Origin of the sequence: Acinetobacter piscicola, from assembly GCF_015218165.1 — a bacterium.
GTDB classification, from domain to species: Bacteria; Pseudomonadota; Gammaproteobacteria; order Pseudomonadales; family Moraxellaceae; genus Acinetobacter; species Acinetobacter piscicola_A.
This window is the reverse complement of the sequence record NZ_CP048659.1, coordinates 3442250-3462009: the sequence shown is the minus strand read 5'-3', so window position 1 is coordinate 3462009 and position 19760 is coordinate 3442250. Positions and strand designations below refer to the sequence as shown.

General features: G+C 38.1%; 20 protein-coding genes. 13 read left to right on the top strand and 7 right to left on the bottom strand.

From position 1 onward, the window contains the following. Window positions 1-28: 28 nt before the first annotated feature. The 3 genes from rimM to rplS all read left to right on the top strand — a co-directional run bounded on the left by rimM (window position 29) and on the right by rplS (window position 1912). Entirely contained in the window at window positions 29-577 is a 549-nt protein-coding gene (rimM, locus tag G0028_RS17125; RefSeq protein ID WP_174493842.1) for a ribosome maturation factor RimM, read from the top strand. 41 nt (window positions 578-618) lie between these two features. After that, window positions 619-1368 (top strand): tRNA (guanosine(37)-N1)-methyltransferase TrmD, encoded by a 750-nt coding sequence (gene trmD / locus G0028_RS17120; protein ID WP_180046332.1) that lies wholly within the window; start codon window positions 619-621, stop codon window positions 1366-1368. 172 nt (window positions 1369-1540) lie between these two features. Beyond that, window positions 1541-1912 carry a 50S ribosomal protein L19 gene (gene rplS, locus G0028_RS17115; RefSeq protein WP_174493840.1) on the top strand — a complete coding sequence of 124 codons (372 nt, stop codon included), beginning with the start codon at window positions 1541-1543 and terminating at the stop codon, window positions 1910-1912. Window positions 1913-1982: 70 nt separating this feature from the next. Here rplS and G0028_RS17110 read toward each other — a convergent pair whose 3' ends face one another. Then, window positions 1983-2942 (bottom strand): lipase family alpha/beta hydrolase, encoded by a 960-nt coding sequence (locus G0028_RS17110; RefSeq protein WP_180046331.1) that lies wholly within the window; start codon window positions 2940-2942, stop codon window positions 1983-1985. Window positions 2943-2995: 53 nt separating this feature from the next. Then, window positions 2996-4021 carry a lipase secretion chaperone gene (locus tag G0028_RS17105; RefSeq protein ID WP_180046329.1) on the bottom strand — a complete coding sequence of 342 codons (1026 nt, stop codon included), beginning with the start codon at window positions 4019-4021 and terminating at the stop codon, window positions 2996-2998. A gap of 138 nt (window positions 4022-4159) precedes the next feature. On the opposite strand from G0028_RS17105, the gene truB reads away from it, so the two are divergent. The 3 genes from truB (at window position 4160) to G0028_RS17090 (ending at window position 6450) form a co-directional block, all read left to right on the top strand. Further along, window positions 4160-5065: a tRNA pseudouridine(55) synthase TruB gene (gene truB, locus G0028_RS17100; RefSeq protein WP_180046327.1), complete on the top strand. Its 906-nt coding sequence runs from the start codon at window positions 4160-4162 to the stop codon at window positions 5063-5065. A gap of 25 nt (window positions 5066-5090) precedes the next feature. Next, complete coding sequence (locus G0028_RS17095; RefSeq protein WP_174493836.1) at window positions 5091-5858, top strand: sulfite exporter TauE/SafE family protein; 768 nt, start codon at window positions 5091-5093, stop codon at window positions 5856-5858. A 133-nt stretch (window positions 5859-5991) separates the two neighbouring features. Next, on the top strand, window positions 5992-6450 hold the full coding sequence (locus G0028_RS17090) for a hemerythrin domain-containing protein (RefSeq protein WP_174493835.1): 459 nt from the start codon (window positions 5992-5994) through the stop codon (window positions 6448-6450). 54 nt (window positions 6451-6504) lie between these two features. Here the strand turns inward: G0028_RS17090 and G0028_RS17085 are convergent, their stop codons facing one another. After that, entirely contained in the window at window positions 6505-7374 is an 870-nt protein-coding gene (locus G0028_RS17085; protein ID WP_174493834.1) for an EamA family transporter, read from the bottom strand. Between the two features lie 236 nt (window positions 7375-7610). Here G0028_RS17085 and G0028_RS17080 point away from each other — a divergent pair, with 236 nt between their 5' ends. Both G0028_RS17080 and G0028_RS17075 read left to right on the top strand, forming a co-directional pair. Then, window positions 7611-9056, top strand: coding sequence for a tetratricopeptide repeat protein (locus G0028_RS17080; RefSeq protein WP_180046325.1), 1446 nt, complete (start codon window positions 7611-7613; stop codon window positions 9054-9056). Between the two features lie 12 nt (window positions 9057-9068). Further along, window positions 9069-9770 (top strand): metallophosphoesterase, encoded by a 702-nt coding sequence (locus G0028_RS17075; protein ID WP_180046323.1) that lies wholly within the window; start codon window positions 9069-9071, stop codon window positions 9768-9770. A 26-nt stretch (window positions 9771-9796) separates the two neighbouring features. On the opposite strand, the gene G0028_RS17070 is transcribed toward G0028_RS17075, so the two are convergent. Both G0028_RS17070 and serA read right to left on the bottom strand, forming a co-directional pair. Then, window positions 9797-10687 (bottom strand): EamA family transporter, encoded by an 891-nt coding sequence (locus tag G0028_RS17070; RefSeq protein ID WP_180046321.1) that lies wholly within the window; start codon window positions 10685-10687, stop codon window positions 9797-9799. A gap of 121 nt (window positions 10688-10808) precedes the next feature. Next, window positions 10809-12041: a phosphoglycerate dehydrogenase gene (gene serA / locus G0028_RS17065; RefSeq protein ID WP_130072212.1), complete on the bottom strand. Its 1233-nt coding sequence runs from the start codon at window positions 12039-12041 to the stop codon at window positions 10809-10811. Between the two features lie 338 nt (window positions 12042-12379). On the opposite strand from serA, the gene G0028_RS17060 reads away from it, so the two are divergent. The 3 genes from G0028_RS17060 (at window position 12380) to G0028_RS17050 (ending at window position 14948) form a co-directional block, all read left to right on the top strand. After that, on the top strand, window positions 12380-13789 hold the full coding sequence (locus tag G0028_RS17060) for an FAD-binding oxidoreductase (protein ID WP_174493830.1): 1410 nt from the start codon (window positions 12380-12382) through the stop codon (window positions 13787-13789). A 116-nt stretch (window positions 13790-13905) separates the two neighbouring features. Further along, a complete protein-coding gene (locus tag G0028_RS17055; RefSeq protein ID WP_180046319.1) occupies window positions 13906-14394 on the top strand; it encodes a hypothetical protein in 489 nt (162 codons plus the stop codon). A gap of 179 nt (window positions 14395-14573) precedes the next feature. Next, window positions 14574-14948 carry a hypothetical protein gene (locus tag G0028_RS17050; RefSeq protein ID WP_180046317.1) on the top strand — a complete coding sequence of 125 codons (375 nt, stop codon included), beginning with the start codon at window positions 14574-14576 and terminating at the stop codon, window positions 14946-14948. A 51-nt stretch (window positions 14949-14999) separates the two neighbouring features. Here the strand turns inward: G0028_RS17050 and G0028_RS17045 are convergent, their stop codons facing one another. Beyond that, the gene (locus tag G0028_RS17045; RefSeq protein ID WP_180097335.1) at window positions 15000-16277 is read right to left on the bottom strand and encodes a tetratricopeptide repeat protein; all 1278 of its coding nucleotides are present in this window, start codon (window positions 16275-16277) and stop codon (window positions 15000-15002) included. Between the two features lie 227 nt (window positions 16278-16504). On the opposite strand from G0028_RS17045, the gene G0028_RS17040 reads away from it, so the two are divergent. Further along, a complete protein-coding gene (locus G0028_RS17040) occupies window positions 16505-17269 on the top strand; it encodes a DNA polymerase beta superfamily protein (protein WP_180046313.1) in 765 nt (254 codons plus the stop codon). A gap of 708 nt (window positions 17270-17977) precedes the next feature. Beyond that, window positions 17978-19207 (top strand): MFS transporter, encoded by a 1230-nt coding sequence (locus G0028_RS17035; RefSeq protein ID WP_180046339.1) that lies wholly within the window; start codon window positions 17978-17980, stop codon window positions 19205-19207. Window positions 19208-19336: 129 nt separating this feature from the next. Here G0028_RS17035 and G0028_RS17030 read toward each other — a convergent pair whose 3' ends face one another. Next, window positions 19337-19621, bottom strand: a complete 285-nt coding sequence (locus tag G0028_RS17030; RefSeq protein ID WP_130072206.1) for a DUF3817 domain-containing protein — start codon at window positions 19619-19621, stop codon at window positions 19337-19339. Window positions 19622-19760 lie beyond the last annotated feature (139 nt).

Sequence of the window (19760 nt, the reverse complement as noted above, 5' to 3'; positions counted from 1 at the left end):
TTTTTGAAAATTAAGTAGTAGATTGCCCATGACACCAACACAGAATGTGCCCGAAGATCGTATTCAGATTGGACAGCTACGTTCAGCATATGGATTAAATGGGTGGCTCTGGGTCTATTCCAATACAGAACCCATGAGCAATATTTTTGACTATCTGCCTTGGTACATTGAAACCAAAGCAGGTTGGCAAATGGTTGATGTAAAACGTTGGAAACCACATGGCAAAGGCTTAGTTGTTTCGCTCAAAGGTGTAATTGATCGTACCGCAGCGGATAATTTAGTTGGCGCAAATGTTTGGATTTCAAAGTCTCAACTGCCTCAAGCGGGCGTGGACGAGTATTATTGGTCAGATTTGAAAGGCTTAACCGTGTTAGGTCTAGACGATGAAGAACAAGAAGTGAATCTCGGTCAAATCCATGAACTGTTTGAAACAGGCGCCAATGATGTGATGGTTGTTCGTGCAACACCAAATAGCATTGATGGTGAAGAGCGCATGATTCCATGGCATAAAGATGTAGTACAGCGTGTTGATCTCGAAGCTGGTCGTATCTACGTAAATTGGGGCGTAGATTATTAATCCGAAAGGATAAACGCAGTAGGAAAATAGAGGAGTCTGCGATGTTTTTTGCAGTCATTACGCTTTTTCCTGAAATGTTTGAAGCGATTACAGCCTACGGTATTAGCGGACGTGCAGAAAAACGTGATTTGATCCAAGTTCATTGTATCAATCCACGTGAATTTGCTGAGGGCAACTACAAGCGAGTGGATGAACGTCCATTTGGTGGTGGTCCTGGTATGGTGATGATGGCTGAGCCGTTGGCAAAAGCAATCCATCGTGCCAAACAACTTGCAATACAAGCGGGTGCAGTGAACGTTCCTGTGGTGTATATGTCACCACAAGGAAAAACCTTGAATGAAAATGCAGTACAAAAATTTGTCGATTATGACGGATTGATTGTGTTGTGTGGACGTTATGAAGGGGTTGATGAGCGTTTGATCCAAACTTATGTTGATCAGGAATGGTCGATTGGTGATTACGTTTTATCGGGTGGTGAACTCCCTGCGATGGTTTTATTGGACAGTATTATTCGGAGACTTCCGGGTGCCATGTCCGATGAGCAATCCCATGTGCAAGATTCATTTGTGGATGGTCTTTTAGACTGCCCACAATATACCAAGCCAGATCATTTTGAAGGTTTGGATGTGCCTACAGTACTTAAATCTGGGCATCATGCAAATATTGAAAAATGGCGGTTTTTGCAGCGTTATCAACGAACACTTGAACGTCGACCTGAATTGGTTGAAAAAGTGGAATTGACCAAGCAGCAAAAAAAATGGCTAAAAGATTCGCAAGAACAAAAGAATTAGTTCATTTGTTTAAGCAGATTTGCTCTAAGCATTTTGTTTAGAGTCATTAATAGGCTCTTTATGCATTGAAGCGGTCAAGCATGAAGGGAAAGCTAAACGGGTCTATGCGCCTTAGCCTCTAGCCCCTGTGGAATTCAGACCTCTTCTGACCCACACATATTGGAGATACCCCATGAGCGGTAAGCATCCTTTAGTACAAGCTGTAGAAAATGCTCAGCTTAAACAAGACATCCCTGCTTTTGCACCTGGTGACACAGTTGTTGTTCAAGTAAAAGTAAAAGAGGGTGATCGTGAACGTCTTCAAGCATTTGAAGGTGTTGTAATCGCTAAGAAAAACCGTGGTTTGAACTCTGCGTTCACAGTACGTAAAATTTCTAGCGGTGTTGGTGTTGAGCGTGTTTTCCAAACTCATTCACCAATCGTTGCTGGTATCGAAGTGAAACGTCGTGGTGACGTTCGTCGTGCTAAACTTTACTACCTACGTGAATTGTCTGGTAAAGCTGCACGTATTCGTGAAAAATTGCCAGCTCGTAAAGCGAAATAATACGTTTTACGTGACTAAAAAATGCGCCTTGTGGCGCATTTTTTTATGGATGTATTTTGCTTATGGCATTTTATAAGCCTTGTAATTTCAAACGGTTTGCATGTTGGCGAAAGATATCTACAGGGTCTGGTGCAAATAATCCTTTAAGTCCAAGTACTTGGTTAACTTCATCAAAATGATTCCATTGGTAATTATCTCGGATCGTTTTGCCAAGTTTACTGCTACATACACTAACTAAACCATCATTGGCTTGACCATTGAATGCGATTGGACCCATAGCTGTTAATAATGTGTCAGGATCAAGTGGATTCGTGGCGTTAGAGATTCCTGTCCATGAATAAAAAGCAATACCATTGGCTTTTTGAGGACCATCGGCACATTTCGTGCTAGGTAAACCTAGTGGAAATTTATGGTTAAATGCTTGAACACCTGGTTGAGACATGCTGTAAATAGAGGCTTTAAAATTTGAGGGTAGATTGGATTGCTGTGCAAAGTTAATAACAGGTGTCATGAGTGCATCCATCACGATAGCCAGCACACCATTGAGTACAGGTGTATTTTGTACTAAGTCTGCTACAGGTGAGCCATCGTTTGTACCCGCGACAGAGCTTACAGAGGCAACAAGGTCAGGGCGTACACCAGCAATATAACGAGCCGTAGGACCACCATGACTATGTCCAATCAGGTTCACTTTAGACTGTCCTGTGAGTGCGAGCACTTCTTCTACTTGGGTGAGAAGTTGTTCTCCACGTACTTCGGTTGACTCTAAAGGAGAAACTTGAGCAGCATAAGCAGTTGCATTATGGCGAGCCAGATCAGGTAAAATTTGATACCAATAATCTAGACCAAAGACAGCATTGCCTAATCGATTGAAACCAAACATGCCATGTACAAAAACAAGCGGATATTTGGTTTGCGCATAATTGTCTATCGTATAGAGCGTATTGGCTTTTTGAAGCCCAGCAGTTGCATTGACTTGATTGATACACAATGAAGTCAATAACCCGACGAATAATGTTTTTAATTTCATTGGATTGTCCTTTTAAACCTTATTTTTGTTTTTAACGCAAGATGAATTATTTTTTACTGAGTAAAGGGTAACTTGCCTCCTTGATCGTGAACGGTTTCAAATGTTTGAAGGCGTAATTTTTCTTGGGGATTTTGAAAATATTGATTTTTTAATTGAATTATTGCATGACTTTGAGTCTCGTAAGGCATTGAACTTTTGATAATCTGATCGCGTTCTGTGAGGTAACTATTGACTTTATTTTGCCAATTATTGTGTTGAATATCTAAATCTTCTAGCCGTTGTGTTGCTTCAATTCCCACTAGATTAACTCGCATTTGGTGTAGTTCTGCATCAGAGCCATGATGTGCTTTTATTTCAGCAGTAAGTTGGTGTAGGTCTGCAAGTTGATTTAGTTGTTTTAAATTTTCTTGCCAATCTCTTGGCAGTTGTTGAAAGAGCTGATTGATTTGAGAGGCTTTTTCTATAGCTGAAAGCTGTTGATTTTCCATGATCGCCATGCGTTGTACGGTGTATTGATCATAGAGGTCTTGTTGACCAAACAAGCCAACCATTTCTTGATTGGAGAAAATATTTTTTCTTAAGTGCTGGATGTTTTGTTGGATCTCTTGATAATAATTAACGCTGTCTTTTGATGTTTTCGCGGACTGAAGTTGTCCAAGTTGCTCTCTATATCGCAGATATCGTGTCCAAAGTTCATTGAGTTGAGCACGTAAAGGGTTTTGATAAGTGACTTCGGTAAATTTAAAAAAATCACTTTTGATGGTGTTTAGATTTTTTTCACCTAATTGTGTTAAAAAGTATTCAAAGCAATTTTTTGTTTGTTCATTGACGATGAGCTGATGTGCGGTATCAGTGCGAATTTGACAGTTGATTTGGGTATCTTGTTGGCTTGGACTTGAAAATGATGCTATATCTTTATTTGAATTCACTATGTGAGATGGTACTTGTCCCATATTAGAGGCAGAAAAGTGATGAAATGCTGTAGTATCTATTGGCTGATTTTGAGGTTTGAGCCAAAAAATAATGAGGACGGTGCATACTGCACACATCCCTAATATACTTTTGTGTACGCGCTTCATTTTAAATCCTTTTCATCAATATTATTTTTATGGTTGAAAAATAATCTAATATGGGATTTGAATTTGTACAATGCAAATTTATAAAAATAGATAAATGGATTTGTTAGAATAGTGACACATTATTTTGATCCCCTTGTTATGTCTGTCAAATCACCCAAAATCCAGCGTCGTCCCATTAGTGGCGTTTTTTTATTAAATAAACCACTTGGTATTAGCTCAAATGCTGCTTTACAACGTGTACGATGGTTATTTCGTGCAGAAAAGGGAGGGCATACGGGTGCATTAGACCCACTTGCTTCTGGACTATTGCCCATTTGTTTAGGTGAGGCAACTAAATTTTCTCATTTTTTACTCGACTCAACTAAACGTTATCAGACCACTATTCATTTAGGTCATAGTACAACTACAGGTGATGTCGAAGGTGAAGTCTTACTTGAACAAGCCGTACCTGAACTGACTCAAGCGCAAATTCAGAAGGTACTGACACAGTTTACAGGTGATCTCCTCCAAGTTCCTCCGATGTATTCAGCATTGAAAAAAGAGGGTCGTCCTTTATATGAGTTGGCACGTAAGGGGATTGAGATTGAACGTGAAGCACGTCCTATTGTTATTGAAAATATTCAATTATTATCTTTTACGGCAGATTCTATCACTTTAGATGTCACGTGTTCAAAAGGAACGTACATTCGTGTTTTAGGTGAAGATATTGCGCAAGCATTGGGTACATATGGGCATTTAACTTATTTACATCGAATTCAAACAGGGCAGTTTGAACTGAATGCTGAATGGACCATTGAATATTTAGAAAGTTTAACTGAGCAAGAACGTGAAGCTTTGTTGCTGCCTGTGTATGCACCGATTGACCACTTTCCAAAAGTGCAAGTGCCTGAAGGGCGTGCAGAATATTTTTGTCGAGGTATGGAAAGTAATATTGATCATGTTGCGGCAGCGCACGCAGTGGTATTTGATGGGGAAAAATGTTTAGGCTTGGCAGAAATTACTGAGAAAAAACGTTTGGTGCCCAAACGTGTCTTGAACTTGTAATCCACCCGATGTAAAAGGAACGTCCATGGAACTCGAACTGATTCTGAGTTTAGTATTTTTTGCCTTTTGTGCAGGTGCGATTGATGCAGCAGTCGGCGGTGGAGGCTTGATTCAAATTCCTGCTTTGATGGGTGCGTTGCCACATTCATCGACAGCAACGATCTTTGGTACCAATAAACTGGCTTCTATTTGCGGTACAGCATCTGCGGCATTTTCTTATTTACGTCAGGTTAAAATTCAGTGGAAATTATTGGCTGTGATTGCGATCACGGCTTTTATCAGTGCCTTTGGTGGTGCGGCTTGTGTATCCATGATTCCACAAGACATTTTACGCCCATTTGTTCTGTTTATGCTGATTGTAATCGCCATTTATACTTTGGTTAAAAAGCAATTTGGGCAGGTGCATATCCAGCAAGAGATCACACGGAAAGTTTTGATTCTTGCAGGCATAGGTGGTTTGTTGATTGGTTTTTATGATGGTATTTTTGGTCCAGGTACGGGTAGTTTTTTTATTTTCTACTTTATTCGTTATTTAAAAGTCGATTTTTTACATGCTTCAGCATTGTCGAAAATCGGGAACTTTATGACCAATTTTGCAGCTTTAAGTTTTTTTATTCCGACAGGACATGTCCTGTTTCAGTTGGGTTTGATGATGGCTGTTGCGAATGTTTGTGGTTCATTGGTCGGCGTGAAAATGGCATTAAAATATGGTAGTGGTTTTATCCGTATTTTATTTTTGATTTTGGTCAGTATCTTAATTTGTCGTCTTGCTTATCAAATGTTTTGGATGTAAGTCATTCTCATTACTAAAATTTCTTATACAAATGATTGCAAGCGCTGACAATATCAGCGCTTTTTATTTTCTATGATGATAACGCTCTGATCAAAAAATGTTTGAAATCTTTTAGGATAAAAGGAAAATCATCATGAATATATTTGAAGCTTTAAGAGAAAGTCACGACATTCAAAGAGAATTATCTGAAAAATTATTAAAAACTTCAGGGGATACACCTGAACGCAGAACTTTATTTGAGCAATTAAAAAATGAATTGTTTGCACACGCTGTAGGCGAAGACCGCTATTTTTATATTCCTCTGATGATGACAGATTCGGGTTTGAATATTACTCGTCATGCTTTGTCTGAACATCACAAAATGGATGAGCTTTTGGAACAACTCAGTGAAACTGAATTTAGTAATCCTGGTTGGTTAGCTATTGCTAAAAAACTGTCTGAAACTGTGCATCATCACTTACAAGAAGAAGAGCATGGTTTCTTTCAGCAAGCAGGTAAAATTTTAGAGGATAAGCAAAAAGAAAGCTTAGCTAAGCAATATTTAGCTGAGTATAAAAAATATAAAGCGAAAGAAAAGGACAGTTTGGTTTAGTGAACACACAAGAATGGGCAGATGCATAATCAGCCCATTTTTATTAAAGTGGTTTTAATTTTCAATCACAGTTGATTTGGGTTTGAATGTTACCCCAATCGAAGCAATCATAATGCATAGTAAAGCGATACTTTGCCCAAGGCTAATGTGTTCTTTGAGCAGTACCATGCCTGCTATGGCAGCTAAAGCAGGAGAGAGGCTGGATAGTGTTCCGTAGCTTAGTTTGCTTAAGGTTTTGAGTGCCATTAAATCTAAAGCATAAGGAATTGCTGTCGCTAATAGTGCTATGATGAGTGCTTGTCCCCAATACTGAGTTTGCATTAATGCAGTTGGGTTATGTACCGCACTGATGGGGAGCATCACTAGCGCAGACAAGGTGATGGCAATCGTCAGCGCATGCATACCAATATTTTGCCGTACCACTTTTTGCCCAAAATAAATATAAAATGCCCAACATATACCCGCACCGAGCGCAAAAGCTGCACCCACGTAGGAAAAATGATCTTGCTGGGTATCTTGCCAAGGCACCATTAAAGCAATACCGATCATGGCAAGAACGACCCAGATATAATCGATTTTGCGTTGGATCGACAGGAGTGCCAGTGTTAAGGGTCCTAAAAATTCTAAACCTACAGCAATGCCTTGTGGTAATTTACCCAAAGATGCATAAAACAAGACATTCATTAAGCACACTGAAGCGCTATAAAATAATAAGTCTTTCCATTTTAAATGGGGCAAACGTTTGATGATTTTCCACGAACGGAACATCATAAAAATTAAAATAGAGGCAAAACACAAGCGTAATGTAACGACAGTTAACGGGTCTAAAACTTGAAAGAGTTGTTTGGCAAATGAGGCACTGATCTGATATGCCACCATCGACATGATCATGTAAAATACAGCAAGAAATTGAGAGTTTTGCATAGTGCAGACAAGAAGAAATATTGTGCAATTCTAACATTTTATTATTTCAAAAAGGCATATTCTCATTTATATATAAATATCTTAGAATAGCTTAGCTTGAAAGTTTTTAAAATTTGAATGGCTTTGATTCTTTTATCAATATTGGTCGTTTTTAGCTCAAATAAAATTGAAAATATGCTTGAAAGAATAGAAAAATGAAGTCCTTGAAAATTGTAAATTTATGAATAGGTAATATGATGTCAGACATTAAAATAGAAAATAAAAAATCTTTACAATCGAAAGATGTGGTGCACTATGGGGATGATCATGCTGTAAATTATCAGCATATCTTATATTTAGAAAAACAAGGTGCGGCAAAAACAGATCAAGATGCGCAGCAACGCGTGGATATTTTAGTGAATGCTTCCAATGACAATTTTGCCGCAGCGAGTATGCTGTTAGGGCAATGGCATTTCTTGGGGCATTATGTCGAACAAAATATTGAATCGGCTGTGTTATTTTTTAAACATGCTGCGAAACTTGGCGATGCTTTGGCGATGGTTGAGTTAGCGCATATTGGACGACAAGCTTTAAGTGCAAATGTCAGTGCTGAAGAAGGTTTAAATTATTTACAACAAGCTCTGGATTTAAAGCATCCTGAAGCAATCTATATGTCTGCATTAAATATTTTGCAAAATGATGCTGAGGCTGCTTTAAATTTATTATTGAATAATTACCAACAGCATCAACATGAAATGAGTTTAAAAACTTGTATTGAAAATCTTGCATTTGATCCAAATGTAGTCATTGAGCAATTGGAAAATTTGGCGCAAAACGATCACTTTGCGAGTGCTTTGGTTGCTTTTCAGTATTTTAAACAAGGTAATGACAAAAAAGCGTTTAAATACGCACAAAAAGCACAAGAGCACAATGATGCATATGGTTGCTATGTACGTGCATTAATTGAAGAAAAAGACCCCAAAGGTGACCCAGATGTAGCTTATGAATTTTTAGGCAAAGCTGCACAGTTAGGGCATATTGAAGCATGCTATTGGTACGGAATCGAGACTTTACGTAAAGCTGAAAGAGCACAGGATGAAGCAGAGACATTGCAGCTCAATCAACGCGCGTGTCAATTTCTTCAAGTTGCAGCATTACATGGAGATGTTGCCGCAAAATTTTATTATGGACAGTGTTTACGTATGGGAATCGGTATAGAGAAAAATCCTGACGAGGGTATACAGTGGTTGGATCAGGCAGCGCAACAAGGCAATACAGATGCACAATTTGAATTGGCGATGTTATTAAATCCTGAAGATCCTCGTCATGTGGCTTTATTAAGTGCAGCTGCAAAAAATGCTCATGTCCAAGCAATGTTATGCATGGCTATTTATGAACAGCAAAAGCAACAATTTGGGCAAGCAATTCAGTGGTTAGATCTTGCACAGCAAGCAAAATCAGCCCGTGCTTCTTATTTATTGGCACGTATGTATCGTGCTGGGCAAGGGGTGGATGTTGATCTAAAACATGTGGTGACGTTGTTGCAACAAGCTGCTGAAGGGGGAGATGTTGATGCATATTTTGAGTTGTATCAGGCATATTCACAAGGTTTAGGCATTCGAAAAAATAAGAAAAATGCTGAAAAATATTTGGCTTTGGCACAGCAAAATCAACATATTGAAGCCTGTGCAATCGCATTGTAATTGAGCAGTTAGATGCAGTTTAACAACCCAATTGAATACTATCATCACCGACACGGTCGCTTATTTGTGGTGGGAGATCTGCATGGTTGTTATGATCAATTAATGCAAAAGCTCACCCGAATTCAATTTGATTTTCAACAGGATGTCTTGGTTTGTGTGGGTGATTTGGTAGATCGAGGTGCTGACAGTTTAAAATGTCTGAAGTTGATTGAGGCACCTTGGTTTAAAAGTATTATAGGTAATCATGAAGAGATGTGTTTGCATTCTGCGATTGATCCGATAATGGCACGCTTACATGCACAACATGGCGGTGAATGGTTTTATGCTTTATCAGAAGCTGATCGAAATCAGGTGGTTGAGTTGTGCCAAAAAATGCCGATTCTCTTAGAGGTTGAGTATCAAGGGAAAAAGTATGGCTTTGTGCATGGTGATATTAAGCATCATGATTGGGATGCATTTAAAGCCATGATTCATGATGAAAAGCAGCGTGAAATTGCATTGTGGGGGCGTTCTCGCATTAGAAATGCTAGCAAGAAAAACTTTCAAAGCATTCAAGGCATTGATACCGTTTTTCTTGGGCATACGGTGGTCGATTTCGTGACTAGGCGACATAACTGTTATTTTATTGATACGGGCGCTGTATTTGGTATGCATCTAACGGTATTGCAAATCCATGCTGATTTACCTATCGAAAAACAAGTGACAGTTGTCTAAATAGATCTTTGAGCAACATTTAAAACTTACTTTTTTAATTTGTCTTCAATGGCTTGCTTTGCTTGTTGTGTGGTGTAGGTACAGCCAATCGATGCCACAATAATGACCATTAAAGCCAACCATTGTGTCCATAATAATTGTTCATGTAAAAATATAAAGCCCGAAAGTGCGGCAATGGCTGGCTCTAAACTGGTCAGCGTACCAAAAACAAAAGGGGATAATGTGCGAAGGGCAACCATCTCCAAACTAAAGGGTAATGCACTCGCAAGAATTGCCAAAATCATCAATAACAGTAAGTTGTCAGCATGGAACGTGGCGAGTGGCATGCCAGCAAAAATCGCAATGGGCATCAAAAAACACATGCCAATAAACATACCTAAACATACGGTATGATTGCCCGAAATACCCGAAGGTTTTTGTCCAAAAATGATATACATTGCCCAACATGCACCTGCACCTAAAGCGAAAGCAATGCCTAAGGGGTCTAAGCGGTGTTGACTTTGATCAAAGGGGAAAAGCAAAATTAAACCTAAAATTGCAAGTCCAACCCAAATGAAATCAAATTTTTGTCGTGCATAAAACAGTGCCACGCTAAGTGGACCAATAAACTCAAAAGAAACAGCAATACCCAATGGTAAACGATCAATAGATAGATAAAACAACGCATTCATGCCAGCTAAGGCAATGCCATAGCGAATGACTGCGGGCCAATTGATTTGTTTAAAATTGACCTGCCAAATTTTAAAAATCACCGCCAAAATTGCTGAACCCAATAACAAACGCATAGCGGAAACCGTGAGAATGGGGAACTGATCAAATAATATTTTGGCAAGTGAACCACTACTTTGCATACTGATCATGGCAATGAACAATAAAATCAGTGCATGTAGATGAGGCGCATTTTTTAAATTTGGCATTGAGTAGACTAAATAGGTATAAGTGATTCAGCTTTTATCAATGATTTGATTGAAACCGTAGAAAATGAAAAGCATAAAAAAACCACAGCCCGAAAGCTGTGGTTTTACAATACGCTAAAACTTAGAACAATACACGTACACGAATTGTGCCTTCAACTTCATGTAGCGTATCAAGTGCTTCTTTTGATGCAGTTGCATCTACATCCATCACTAAATAGCCGACATCACCTTTGGTCATTAAAGATTGACCAGAGATGTTGATGCCATGTTCAGCAAATAAGTTGTTGATTTTAGATAAAACGCCTGGTACGTTTTTATGAATGTGTAGTAAACGGTGTTTACCTTCAGTCAATGGCAACGCAATTTCAGGGAAGTTTACTGCAGATAAAGTCATACCTTTATCAGAGTAAGCAACGAATTTCTCAGCAACTTCTAAGCCGATGTTCGCTTGCGCTTCCATGGTTGAACCACCTACGTGCGGTGTTAAAATCACGTTAGGAATGTTGCGAAGTGGAGAAACGAATTCTTCACCGTTTGCTTTTGGTTCTTTCGGGAATACGTCAACCGCAGCACCTGCGATATGACCTGATTTTAATGCATCAGCAAGATCTTCAATCACCACACATGTGCCACGTGCAGCATTGATGAAGATAGAACCTTCTTTCATTTGTGCAAATTGTTCTTTGCCCATGAAGTTACGTGTAGAAGGAACGTCAGGTACATGGATCGATACTACGTCAGCATTGGCAAGAAGTTCACCCATAGAACCGACTTGACGTGCATTACCTAAAGGCAATTTAGTCACAGCATCATAATAAATGACATGCATGCCCATACTTTCTGCAAGGACAGAAAGTTGAGAACCGATAGAGCCGTAACCCACGATGCCTAAAGTTTTACCACGTGTTTCAAATGAACCGACAGCAGATTTGTTCCAACCACCTGCATGTGTGTCTGTAGATTTTTCAGGCACACGGCGAAGAAGGAGAATTGCTTCAGCAAGTACAAGCTCTGCAACAGAACGTGTATTTGAATAAGGAGCATTAAATACTGGAATACCACGAACCATGGCAGCATTTAAGTTCACTTGGTTTGTACCAATACAGAAACAACCGACAGCAATGAGTTTTTGTGCTGCTTCAAAGACTTCTTCAGTCAATTGAGTACGGGAACGAATACCAATAAAGTGTGCATCCTTAATCGCTTCTTTCAACGCTTCACCCTCAAGCGCAGTTTTACGATAGTCGATGTTGGTATATCCAGCAGCATTTAATGTGTCGATTGCATTTTGATGAACGCCTTCTAACAACAAGAAACGAATTTTATCTTTAGGCAGTGAAAGATGTTGGCTCATTACGGCTCCGCTACAAAGGCCAAATTTAGTGGCGATATAATAGCATAGGACAGCGACCGATATACATTTCCTTTATGGCGATGATTGTAGGTATTTTTGCAAAATATAAGACATAACTTGTCGTATATGGTCTATTTAAATGTGTAATTTCCATAGTGACATTATGGAAATAGTTTTTTTAAGGGTTTTATTGAAAAATGCCTTATAATGAGCCTTCGTGAAAATAGCCTGTCTCTACGGTGCTGCTTTTATATTCACATTGGTCTAGAAATCACACGATTTGATTGATTTATTTTTAGACACTTTTTACTTGTTTACTTCTGCTAGGTCTGCAAACGATGAACGCTCCAGTCGCTTTAACACCTGAGTTATTAACCCAACTAACTGCAATTGTCGGTGAAAACCGCATTAAAACAGATGCGGATAGTCTCGAAAATTGGGGACGTGATCACACCAAACATTTTGATCCAAATCCATCGGTCATCGTTTTTCCATCAAGCACAGAACAAGTTCAAGCCATTGTAAAACTTGCTAATCAATTTAATGTTGCAATTACGCCATCAGGTGGTCGTACAGGTTTATCTGCAGGCGCAGTGGCTGCCAATGGCGAAATCGTGATGAGCATGGACAAGATGAACCAAATTTTGGAATTCTTCCCTGCCGATCGTATGGTTCGTGTACAAGCAGGTGTCGTGACTGAACAATTACAAAATTATGCTGAAGAACAAGGCATGTATTATCCAGTCGATTTTGCATCTTCTGGTTCATCACAAATCGGTGGGAATATCGGAACCAATGCAGGCGGGATCAAAGTCATTAAATATGGCATGACGCGTAACTGGGTGTTAGGTTTGACTGTTGTGACAGGTAAAGGCGATGTGTTGCGTTTAAATAAAGGCATGATCAAAAATGCCACTGGCTATGCAATGCAGCACTTATTTATCGGGGGTGAAGGGACTTTAGGTTTAGTGACTGAAGCGGAAATTAAGCTTGAGCGCCAACCGCATGATTTACAGGTTTTAGTCCTTGGTGTGCCTGATTTTGATGCCATTATGCCTGTGTTACATGCATTCCAAAAGAAAATTGACCTTACTGCATTTGAATTCTTTGGTGAATTGGCAATGCAAAAAGTGTTAGATAATGGTCATGTACAACGTCCATTTGAAACACAATGTCCATTCTATGTTTTGCTTGAGTTTGAAGCGCCATATGAGCCTATCATGGATGCGGCGATGGAAATCTTCGAGCATTGTATGGAACAAGGCTGGGTGCTTGATGGTGTGATGAGCCAAAGCCTTGAGCAAGTTCATAATTTATGGCGTTTACGTGAAGATATTTCAGAATCTATCGCGCCATTTATTCCATACAAAAATGATATTTCTGTACTCATTACACATGTTCCTGCATTCATTAAAGAAATTGATGCAATTGTGGAAGAAAACTATCCTGACTTTGAAATTTGCTGGTTCGGTCATATTGGTGACGGTAACTTACACTTAAATATCTTAAAACCTGCGGATTTAAGTAAAGATGAATTCTTTGCAAAATGTCAGGTTGTAAACAAATATGTGTTTGAAACTGTGAAAAAATATGATGGTTCAATTTCAGCTGAACATGGCGTAGGCATGACCAAAAAGCCATATTTAGACTACACACGTACAGCTGAAGAAATTGAATATATGAAGGCCTTGAAAAAAGTATTCGATCCAAACGGGATTATGAATCCGGGTAAATTATTTGATCTTTAACTATTTAAAGTAAAATTAAAACGCTCTTTCGGGAGCGTTTTTTTATATAAAATTTTTTAAATAATGTAATATATTGATTAATAACTGAAATAATAAATAATTGAAACGGGGAAAATATGAATCTAAAAAAATGTACAGATTGTGGACAAGATTATAGTTTGCGAGCGCCTGCCTGTATTCATTGTGGTGCACCGAATGATGATATGCAGTCTGTTGCAACAAAAAGTGAAAGTTCATCTTTTTTAGGTTGGATCGGGGCGGCAATTTGTGTTGCGATAGGCTTTTATAGTGTAAATCCGAGTGGATTTATTGACATCATTCGTTTTTTTAAACCTGATGTGAATGTCATTGCAGAGTCAGATATCCGTTCGTGTAGTTCAAATGGTGCACAAGCACAGATGAGATCTGCTTTTGACCAAAGCCAATATGCTTTAGCAAATAGCTTAAAAGTCATTTCAATTGAGACGCAGAAAGTGGCAACTGAGGATGGTAGCGCTTTGAGTTGTCATTCGCAATTGATGCTGAATAACAGTGAAAAAGTTAATTTTATTTTTAATTTTACACAAAAAGATGATCAATATTTAATTACGGGCAGACCCTTGTAACTCAATTTTTCATTTTTATAAGCGTGTTTTATCGGTCTATTTATTTTTTTGTTTAACTTATCTAATTGATTTTAATTGTTTAAATAAATTAATTTTTTGATTTGTTACATTGCTTAAGTAGTATCCTGAGCTAAAAACAGGCATGATGGTTTTATGGATAAAAGATTTGGTTGAGTATTATGATTCGTTTATTTTCTATTTCTGCACTGTGTTTTGCAGTATTGACAGGCTGTGCGACAACTGAAAAATTAGTAAGTAAAGTAAGTTTTGGTGGGGCAGATACACCGATGCAACAGGTGATTAAAGCTCAGCCATCCATCCTAAAAAACCAAAATAGTCTGTCTGTTCGTCAAGTATTTAATCGTGTGGAAAATCCAACAGCAGCACAAATCGCAGTGATTGATTCAAACTTATTGGATGATTCTGTGAGTGCGATTCGTACAGATTATATTTTTAAACGCGTAGAAAATGAATGGAAACTACAAGAAACGAAAAAGACTTATCAATGTAGACGTGGTCATTCGAAAGAGTTTCAGTCAAATTTATGCTCTTAATTTCGGTGTCGTTGAGTGAACTTACGAGATGAGCGATCTCGTAAGTTGAATTTAGTACATGCGTTGGAATAAACGTATTTCATCTGCTTTTGGTAAAACATCACCATAACCCAGTTCTTTGTACAATGCTGTCGCTTTAGCTCGCCAAATTTTGGCTTGTTTGGCATCAGCTTTAAAAGCTTTGTTGCCATTTTCATACAAGTTCACCAGCAAAATGCCCGCAGTTGGGTTACCTTGTTGTAGCGATTTTTTATAAAGTTCTGCGGCTTTGGCAGGGTCTGCTTTTACTAAATAGCCATGTTCATAATAACGTGCTAAATCTAGTAATGCCCGATCATGTCCAAGTGCAATGGCTTGATTTAGAGAGGCAATAGATTTTTTAGGGTCATAAATTTTCCACTCTTTTTGTGCGTAAAGTTGTGAGAGTGTATAGAACGCATCTTTTTCTTTTTTTGCAGCTTTATGTTCTGCCATAAATAACTCAGGTTCATAGGTTAATTCTTCAAATTTTTTATTGCTATTTAATAGCTTTAAAACGGCTTGTTGTGCTGCAATATTATCTTTATGAGCAGACATTTTGTAATATTGCATTGCATCTTCAATGGGTTGATTATTCATATTTTTATCTTCAATCATTTTCCCCATCATATAGGCAATAAAGCCTGTCGGGTCAATTTGTATAGAATATAAATGATTGGCTTTTTTCCAATATTGCAGTGCTTTTTCTTGATCTTCAGGCCGCCCAACGCCATAAGCATAGCTATAAGCAATATATGCCCAAAATGCAGCAGGGTAATCGGCATTGCTAGGTTCATCTGCAAAAAAACTAAAATAATCAATGGCATTTTTTTGTAGTCCAACATGACCAATTTGATGTATGAATCGAATACCAAGTAATTCGAGTGCTTGAGAACTACCGAGCTCTGTTGCTTCATAGATTAAATCATTGGCTTTGCTTTGGTCTTTTTTTACACCATCGCCCAAATCGTACTTTTTAGCTTCGAGAAGTTTTTTATAGATTTTCAAATCATTTTCATCGACTTCGGGCATATTTTGAGTAGTTGCATCCACTGTTTGATTTGATGTTCCGATATTGATTTCAGCAGGATCCATACCGAGTGCTTTTGCCAGCATTTGTTGTATTTTTTGCTGTGGACGTGTTGGGTCTATGAGATATTCATTCCAAAGCGCAAGATTGAATTTTTCCATGTCATTGCGTTGATGGAATTCAGCAAAGATCGGTGTGTGTTGCACAGAGGATGGTGAATTATGTTTTATGCTGTTTGGTGTTGTACTTGCCAATACATTTTGAAATGGTATAAAAGGCATTAAAATTGCGGTGCAAAGGCTTAGGGTGAGAAGTGGTTTTTTCATTTCTAGTTAAAATATGTGATTGAATTTCGTTAAGTATTTATAGCAAAAATAGCTTTTAAACTGTGTTAAGTTGAGTAAATTTTAAATGCTTGGAAAATATAATTTTAAAGAGATGCAAAAAATCCTAACATTGCCAAAATTAATGATATAAAACCTGTAGTCTTACCTCAAACGTGAAAATAATGAATATCCAACAAGAAATCCAAAATCTATTTCAAAACCGAGATGAGCATCCGCTGTTTTATATTGAAAGTGGCAGCCGTTTATGGGGTATGGCAAGCCCTGACAGTGACTATGATGTACGTGGTTTTCACCTGCCTTGCAAAGCCCAATATTACGACTATCGAAAGCATCGTGATTTAATTGAAATTATGGATGGTGATTTTGACTTTGTTTCTTTTGACCTTAATAAAATGTTTGGTCTACTTGCTAAAAGCAATCCCACTGTTTTGGAATGGGTACGTGCACATATTGTTTACTTTAATCAATTTCCTGAATGGGAAAAATTTAGAGATGGATTGCTGGAGCGTATCGATTATAAGGCTCTGTATTATCATTATTTGTCGCTTGCCAAAGGCGGTATGCATGTGATGCAGACAGCAGATAACTTTACCTACAAAAAAGTGTTTTACTCGATTCGAGGTCTAATGTCAGCCGAACTTGCAACTCAGGAAATCATGCCTGAACTCCTGATCACCCACTTATTTGCCCAAATTGATGAAAATGATCCACTGCGCCATTGGGCAGAAGATTACTTGGAAATTAAAAAACAACAGAAAGAAAAAGCTCAGGTTCCTGCACCTGAACAGGCACAGATTTTAAAATTGTTAGATGATAAAATTGAAGCTTTAAATTTGCGTGTAATTGAGCCAACCAATGATGTGGCACAGCTTCAGCAATATTTAACCGAATATAACTTTCATTTAAAACAACATTTTTATGGGTGATACTTTAAAAATAGAAATTAAAAATAGGAATATAACATCATGAAAAAAACGCTTTTATCCACTGTAATGACACGATACTTTCGGTTTGGGGATTTTCATCCTGCTAAAACTATTTTTCTCCAGAACAGGGCGACTGCAATTTTAGCAATAAAATGGGGCATTGGATGATGACATATTAGAAGATCAGGCACTTGTAGCCATAGTGAGCAGGTTCAGGTGACCGCCTTGGATGACAGTAAATTTTTATTGCTCAGTGCTGCACCATTACTATAAATGAACCGGTCAAGGCTAAAGGTTTTTTTTGATGAATACTTACACAGAAATTTTACAGGCTTATGACGATCTGAAAAATGGGAGATTTATTCAGCAATCGTCAATACGCTAGCTTCATAACAAATGGATAACTTTCACTCAAAAAAAGCCTGTGTTACACTCAACATTCTGCGTTTGGTTGTACTCTGTTTCAACGTGAGTCTGTAGGACTCAAGTGAACATTGACGCAGACTTATCTCACTCTATTTTCTATTTTGACTTGATTTAGACACCTTGTGAATACGGTGTTGATCTCGCTTGATTAAAGCAAATCTCAATTTATTTTAAATTCTCAGTGCTTGTCATTGGGCTGACGTTTATTTACTGAAAAATAAGCGTAGACCTACAAGCCATTATGATCTGTAGAAAACAATGCAAAATAATGCACACAACGTAATGCAAAAAGAGCAGATGACGACTTTGAGCCGTGCAACATTCATGTTCCCATTGGCGTTAGTTTTGTTCGAATTTTCAGTCTATATCGGTAATGATTTAGTACAACCTGCGATGTTAGCGATTACCAAAGAGTTTGGTGTCAGCAGCACTTGGGCACCTTCATCCATGTCTTTTTATTTGTTGGGAGGGGCCTGTGTCGCATGGTTATTGGGTCCCTTATCAGACCGTTTAGGACGTAAAAAAGTCCTGTTGGCAGGTGTAATTTTCTTTGTGATGACCTGCGTACTCATTTTATTCACACATCATATTGAAAGCTTTTTAGCCCTACGCTTTTTACAGGGTTTTGGTTTATCGGTCATTGCAGCAGTGGGTTATGCCGCAATTCAAGAAACCTTTGAAGAACGTGATGCGATTAAAGTCATGGCACTTATGGCAAATATCTCTTTGCTTGCACCTTTAATTGGACCTGTTTTAGGGGCTTTTCTGATTGACCATGTGTCTTGGCACTGGGGTTTTATTGGGATTGCCTTTTTTGCATGTTTGAGTTGGTTTGGTTTAAAAGCCAAAATGCCTGAGTCAAAAGTGAGTATTCCTAAGCAGCCTTTGCGTTATATTTGGGATGATTATAAAAAAGTCCTGAAAAATAGAACCTTTATTGGCATGACTTTAGGTTTGCCTATGGTAGCGATGCCATTGATGTTATGGATTGCGCTTTCACCTGTCATGTTGGTTGAGGAGTTAGGACTCAGTAGTCTGCAATATGGCTTGGCTCAGTTTCCTGTGTTGGGCGGTTTAATTGTGGGTAATCTTGTCCTGATTAAAATCATTGACCGTTTAGCCTTAGGTAAAACAGTTTTAATGGGCTTACCGCTGATGCTGTTAGGAACTGCAATCATCTTACTGGGAGTGATTTGGCGTGAATATTTTCTCTACTGTGTCATTTTAGGCATGACTTTGGTTAGCTTTGGTGAAGGGATTAGCTTTTCAGTACTCTACCGTTTTGCATTGATGGCATCAGATGTGTCTAAAGGAACGGTTGCTGCGGCAGTTTCAGTGTTGATGATGTTTATCTTTTTCTTTGTGATTGAGTTTATTCGTATCATGTATGCACATTTTAATTTATGGGCATATGCTTTGGCATGTTTTATCTTGATCGCGTTATGGTTTACCATTCCGCGTAAATTATTAAAAGAAATCATGCAACAACGTCAGGCAAAAGGTGAGTTTTAAAAGCTTATTTTAGTTTTAGGGAGAGGGTTTTTAAAATGAGCTCTCTTTCATCCCTCCTGTGAGAAGGGATATTTTGAAGAGAGATTTTTTAGATCGTTTAAGCAGAGAAAATTCAAGGAAGAAAGGATTTTATTGCGCTAATTTCTTTAGTTTATGATCAAAGACAAAAGGTCCAAACGGTAAAATCGAAGCAATTAGTCCTAAAATAAACATTTTAATCGACCATTTTTGCTTTTCACAGACCACAAATAAAACCACTAAAAATAAAATGAACAGTACGCCATGCCCCATTCCGACATATTTCACTAAAATAGGGTTATCAAACATATATTTCATCGGCATTGCAATGAATAATAACAATAAAAATGAAATGCCTTCGAGAAGTCCAACAAGTCTTAAGGTTTTGATATTCATGGTCACTGCATAAAATGAGAATGAATATTCAGTGTAACGGATTAATGCTTGAAAGCAAAATAAAACATCAATAATAAAATATATTAAATAATTGAATTTATTGAAAATAAAACCAAGCTATTGGCTTGGTTTTAATCCG

Bases quoted from the DNA above. Each gene is read 5' to 3' on its own strand.
- rimM (WP_174493842.1), top strand. From the start codon at position 29: ATGACACCAACACAGAATGTGCCCGAAGATCGTATTCAGATTGGACAG.
- trmD (WP_180046332.1), top strand. From the start codon at position 619: ATGTTTTTTGCAGTCATTACGCTTTTTCCTGAAATGTTTGAAGCGATT.
- rplS (WP_174493840.1), top strand. From the start codon at position 1,541: ATGAGCGGTAAGCATCCTTTAGTACAAGCTGTAGAAAATGCTCAGCTT.
- G0028_RS17110 (WP_180046331.1), bottom strand. From the start codon at position 2,942: ATGAAATTAAAAACATTATTCGTCGGGTTATTGACTTCATTGTGTATC.
- G0028_RS17105 (WP_180046329.1), bottom strand. From the start codon at position 4,021: ATGAAGCGCGTACACAAAAGTATATTAGGGATGTGTGCAGTATGCACC.
- truB (WP_180046327.1), top strand. From the start codon at position 4,160: ATGTCTGTCAAATCACCCAAAATCCAGCGTCGTCCCATTAGTGGCGTT.
- G0028_RS17095 (WP_174493836.1), top strand. From the start codon at position 5,091: ATGGAACTCGAACTGATTCTGAGTTTAGTATTTTTTGCCTTTTGTGCA.
- G0028_RS17090 (WP_174493835.1), top strand. From the start codon at position 5,992: ATGAATATATTTGAAGCTTTAAGAGAAAGTCACGACATTCAAAGAGAA.
- G0028_RS17085 (WP_174493834.1), bottom strand. From the start codon at position 7,374: ATGCAAAACTCTCAATTTCTTGCTGTATTTTACATGATCATGTCGATG.
- G0028_RS17080 (WP_180046325.1), top strand. From the start codon at position 7,611: ATGTCAGACATTAAAATAGAAAATAAAAAATCTTTACAATCGAAAGAT.
- G0028_RS17075 (WP_180046323.1), top strand. From the start codon at position 9,069: ATGCAGTTTAACAACCCAATTGAATACTATCATCACCGACACGGTCGC.
- G0028_RS17070 (WP_180046321.1), bottom strand. From the start codon at position 10,687: ATGCCAAATTTAAAAAATGCGCCTCATCTACATGCACTGATTTTATTG.
- serA (WP_130072212.1), bottom strand. From the start codon at position 12,041: ATGAGCCAACATCTTTCACTGCCTAAAGATAAAATTCGTTTCTTGTTG.
- G0028_RS17060 (WP_174493830.1), top strand. From the start codon at position 12,380: ATGAACGCTCCAGTCGCTTTAACACCTGAGTTATTAACCCAACTAACT.
- G0028_RS17055 (WP_180046319.1), top strand. From the start codon at position 13,906: ATGAATCTAAAAAAATGTACAGATTGTGGACAAGATTATAGTTTGCGA.
- G0028_RS17050 (WP_180046317.1), top strand. From the start codon at position 14,574: ATGATTCGTTTATTTTCTATTTCTGCACTGTGTTTTGCAGTATTGACA.
- G0028_RS17045 (WP_180097335.1), bottom strand. From the start codon at position 16,277: ATGCCTTTTATACCATTTCAAAATGTATTGGCAAGTACAACACCAAAC.
- G0028_RS17040 (WP_180046313.1), top strand. From the start codon at position 16,505: ATGAATATCCAACAAGAAATCCAAAATCTATTTCAAAACCGAGATGAG.
- G0028_RS17035 (WP_180046339.1), top strand. From the start codon at position 17,978: ATGCAAAAAGAGCAGATGACGACTTTGAGCCGTGCAACATTCATGTTC.
- G0028_RS17030 (WP_130072206.1), bottom strand. From the start codon at position 19,621: ATGAATATCAAAACCTTAAGACTTGTTGGACTTCTCGAAGGCATTTCA.